Genomic DNA, 3,878 nt, shown 5'->3' on the forward strand with positions numbered 1-3,878 from the left:
TTAGCAAAATTGCTATATTATTGCTTTTATAAATAAAGCTTGTTATAGGTTGCGAGTGTCATCCCGTGAGCTTGTAGCGGTATCCAGTCTTTTTTAATTGTTTTTATGGACCCCGTGGTCAAGCCACGGGGTGACAATGAAAGAATCAAGCCCTGTAACAATATATCATTAATACAGACTCAAAATTATGTCAATTATTTCTACAAGGCTAAATTCTATAAAGCCGTCACCGACCCTTGCAGTCGTTAAAAAAACTCTTGAACTTAAAAGAGCCGGGATTGATATCATTGCACTCGGTGCAGGTGAGCCTGATTTTGATACGCCTGATAATATCAAAGAAGCAGCAATCAAAGCTATTAAAGACGGTTTTACCAAATATACTAACGTTGAGGGGATGTCGCTTTTAAAGCAAGCAATAAAAGACAAATTCAAACGTGAAAATAATATAGATTATGAACTTGATGAAATAATAGTAAGCACCGGCGGTAAGCAAGTTATATATAATCTGTTTATGGCATCTTTAGATAAAGGGGATGAGGTAATTATTCCAGCACCCTATTGGGTTTCATACCCGGATATGGTTGCACTTAGCACAGGAACACCTGTTTTTGTAAATTGCGGGATTGAAAATAATTTTAAATTAAGTGCGGAAGCTTTAGAACGTTCAATTACAGATAAAACTAAGTGGCTTATTATTAACTCTCCTAGTAACCCGACAGGTGCAAGCTATAACCTTGAAGAACTAGAAAATATCGCTAAAGTTTTAAGAAAATATCCGCATGTAAACGTAATGTCCGATGATATTTACGAGCATATTACTTTTGATAGTTTTAAATTTTATACATTAGCCCAAATAGCACCTGATTTAAAAGAAAGAATATTTACCGTAAACGGAGTATCGAAAGCTTATTCTATGACGGGGTGGCGTATAGGCTACGGTGTGGGTTCAAAAGCTTTGATTAAAGCAATGACTATTATCCAATCGCAAAGCACCTCAAACCCTTGTTCAATAAGTCAAATGGCTGCTATTGAAGCATTAAACGGCCCTCAAGATTATATAGGACCTAATGCTCTAAATTTTCAGAAAAAGCGTGACCTTGCTTTATCAATTTTGAAAAGAGTAAAATATTTTGACTGCTATAAGCCGGAAGGAGCATTTTACTTATTTGTTAAATGCGATAAAATATTTGGACATACGACTAGAGCAGGAAAAATTATTGTAAATAGTAATGATTTTGCCGAATATTTACTTGAAGAAGCAAAAGTTGCCGTAGTACCCGGTATTGCTTTCGGCTTAGAGGGATATTTTAGAATTTCTTATGCTACTTCTATGGAGGAGCTAGAAGAGGCTTGTATTAGGATTGAGCGGGCGTGTAATGCTTTGTAGTACTAAACTGTCATACCGCGGCTTGACCGCGGTATCTAAAGAAAAAATAACATTAACAATGTAAATATTTATATGGATACCGCGGTCAAGCCGCGGTATGACACTGGCAGAACAAACAATGCGGAAAGCTTTTAAAAAATTTTTAAAACATAATAAATGCTTACTTAGTATCATTACTATTTTACTATATTGGTATTTGCGTTTTGTTTACTTTACTTCAAGGCAGAAATTTATATTTTACGATAACGGCAATAAGGAAAAATTCCTAAACGAACAAGGCGTAATCTTTGCATTTTGGCATAATATGCTTGCCTTAAGCCCAGCTATGTTTATAGGACTTAAAGATATCTATGCTTTAATATCGCCGCATTTAGACGGCAAAATTTTAAACGATTTAGTCGGTAAATTCGGTTGCGGCGTTATAGTCGGCTCCACTAATAAAAATCCAATTGGGGCTTTACGTAATATTATTGCGAAATTATCTCAAGGTGCAAATATAATTATTACACCTGACGGTCCTAAAGGTCCTGTATATAAAGTAAATAGCGGTATTACTGAAATTGCTTACAAATATAATAAAAAATTAATTCCTATAGTTAGCTCTACTTCTAGATGCTTTAGGTTAAAAAGTTGGGATAAATTAATAATACCACTACCGTTTAGTACTATTAAAATCATAGTTGGCTCACCTTTAGAACTCACAAATGATAAAATACAAAACCATATAAACCTTGAAAAACAATTAGCAAGCTTAACAGAGAGCTTAAAGAAATGATGCTATTATATTATGCTTTAAGCTTTGTGTTATTACCTGTTTATTTTATCATAATTCTTATACGTTTATTAATAGGTAAGGAAGATATAAGACGCATCCAAGAGCGTTTTGCTATTGGAAAACACAGACAAGACGATTCATTCTTAGTATGGATTCATGCAGCCAGCGTCGGTGAATCTATGGCGGCTTTAACTTTAATAAGTAATATAAGTAAACTTTATCCTAACGTTCGTTTTCTAGTAACTTCTTGGACTAACAGCTCCGCTAAAATATTAAATAGTAAGTTACCTAAAATAGCCACTCATCAGTTCTTACCTATAGATAATATTATTTTTACTAAAAAGTTTTTAAGAAATTGGCAGCCTGATTTAGGTATTTTTATAGAATCAGAATTATGGCCGTGTACTATTAATGAGGGAGCGAAGCAGTGCAAGTTACTGCTAGTTAACGCACGTATTTCCGATAAATCATTTAAAGCTTGGCTAAAAAGAAAGAGCTTTTTTCAACTTATCATCAAAAATTTCAGCAAAATTATCGTGCAAAGCGAGCGTGACTTACAAAAATTCAATGAACTTAGGATACCGAATATACAGCTAAATCTCGATCGATTCAGACAAGATGAATTTAAGAGCAAGCCTGCGGAGCGTACAGAAGTACGTGAGCATAGGCTTGACTCAAAAAATTCGCTTGTATCAAGCGATCGAGATGACGCTGTAATTAATTTAGGCAATATTAAATTTGCCAATGAAAAGCTTCCGGTCAATCAAGAAGAATTATCAAAATTAAGTTCACATCTAAACAATAGGCGAGTCGTGGTATTTGCCAGCACTCACCCCGAAGATGAAGAGGTGATTTTGCCTATAATAAAAAACCTAAAAGAACAGTTTTTAGATTGCTATATTATTCTAATTCCAAGACATCCTGAGCGGGTTAAAACAATTATCGATAATTGTAAGTTGCATAATTTATCCGCTACCGCTAAATCGCAAAATGATTTACCTGTATTAAGCGACGATCTTTATATAATTGATAGATTCGGTGAAATGGGGCTATTTTTTTCCGTAGCTACAATTTCTTTTATCGGCGGTTCTTTTAAACAAGGTGGGCATAATATTTTAGAAGCGGCATATTGCTCTAATTGTATTATATTCGGTCCCGATATGAGCAAAAATACCGATATCGCTAAAGGCGTACTGCAAAATGAAGCAGCTATCCAAATCAAAAATGGTGAAGATTTACTAACTAAACTCATATATCTACTTAGGTCTAATAATTCTCTAGAACTTAAAGCTTACCGCAGAAATGCTTTAAAATTTGTTGAGGATAACCAAAAAGTCCTAGATGAATATTTGAAAGTAATTACGAAGTTTCTTTGATAGAATTTAACTAAAAACTTTTATTCTCCTAAAAGCTCTATAGTAAATTCGGGATCTACGTGACTTATTTCTATAGTCCCGTTATTTTCTATTATTTTTTTATTTAAATATCTGTAATATCCACTACTTATAGGCAAAGAACATAGTTCACCTTTATAAACGGTTAAGGCCGGATACCATTGGTTATGAAAAATTATAGTAAATCATATAGTATTAGGTGCAATAATAAGATAATATACAAGGAAAAATGTCAACAAGTCCATATAGTGAAGATTTAAGGAAGAAAGTAATAAATTACCTAAAGAAAGGAAGGAGCCAAAAGGAAGCATCAGAAGTTTTT

General features: G+C 33.7%; 3 protein-coding genes and 2 pseudogenes. All 5 read left to right on the forward strand.

Annotation, left to right across the window (positions count from 1 at the left end):
- The first annotated feature begins 187 nt into the window (after nucleotides 1-187).
- Nucleotides 188-1,387 carry a pyridoxal phosphate-dependent aminotransferase gene (locus AC1Z7D_RS06340; RefSeq protein ID WP_482602957.1) on the forward strand — a complete coding sequence of 400 codons (1,200 nt, stop codon included), beginning with the start codon at nucleotides 188-190 and terminating at the stop codon, nucleotides 1,385-1,387.
- 118 nt (nucleotides 1,388-1,505) lie between these two features.
- Nucleotides 1,506-2,162 (forward strand): lysophospholipid acyltransferase family protein, encoded by a 657-nt coding sequence (locus tag AC1Z7D_RS06345; protein WP_482602959.1) that lies wholly within the window; start codon nucleotides 1,506-1,508, stop codon nucleotides 2,160-2,162.
- Nucleotides 2,159-2,749 (forward strand): annotated as a pseudogene (locus AC1Z7D_RS06350) (glycosyltransferase N-terminal domain-containing protein); the annotation flags it as partial. The gene AC1Z7D_RS06345 and the pseudogene AC1Z7D_RS06350, both read left to right, overlap by 4 nt.
- 126 nt (nucleotides 2,750-2,875) lie before the next feature.
- Nucleotides 2,876-3,538: pseudogene (locus AC1Z7D_RS06355) on the forward strand (lipid IV(A) 3-deoxy-D-manno-octulosonic acid transferase); the annotation flags it as partial.
- 247 nt (nucleotides 3,539-3,785) lie between these two features.
- On the forward strand, nucleotides 3,786-3,878 hold a 93-nt coding region (locus AC1Z7D_RS06360; RefSeq protein WP_482601266.1), incomplete at its 3' end, for an IS630 transposase-related protein.

It is taken from the genome of Rickettsia sp. (assembly GCF_965035265.1).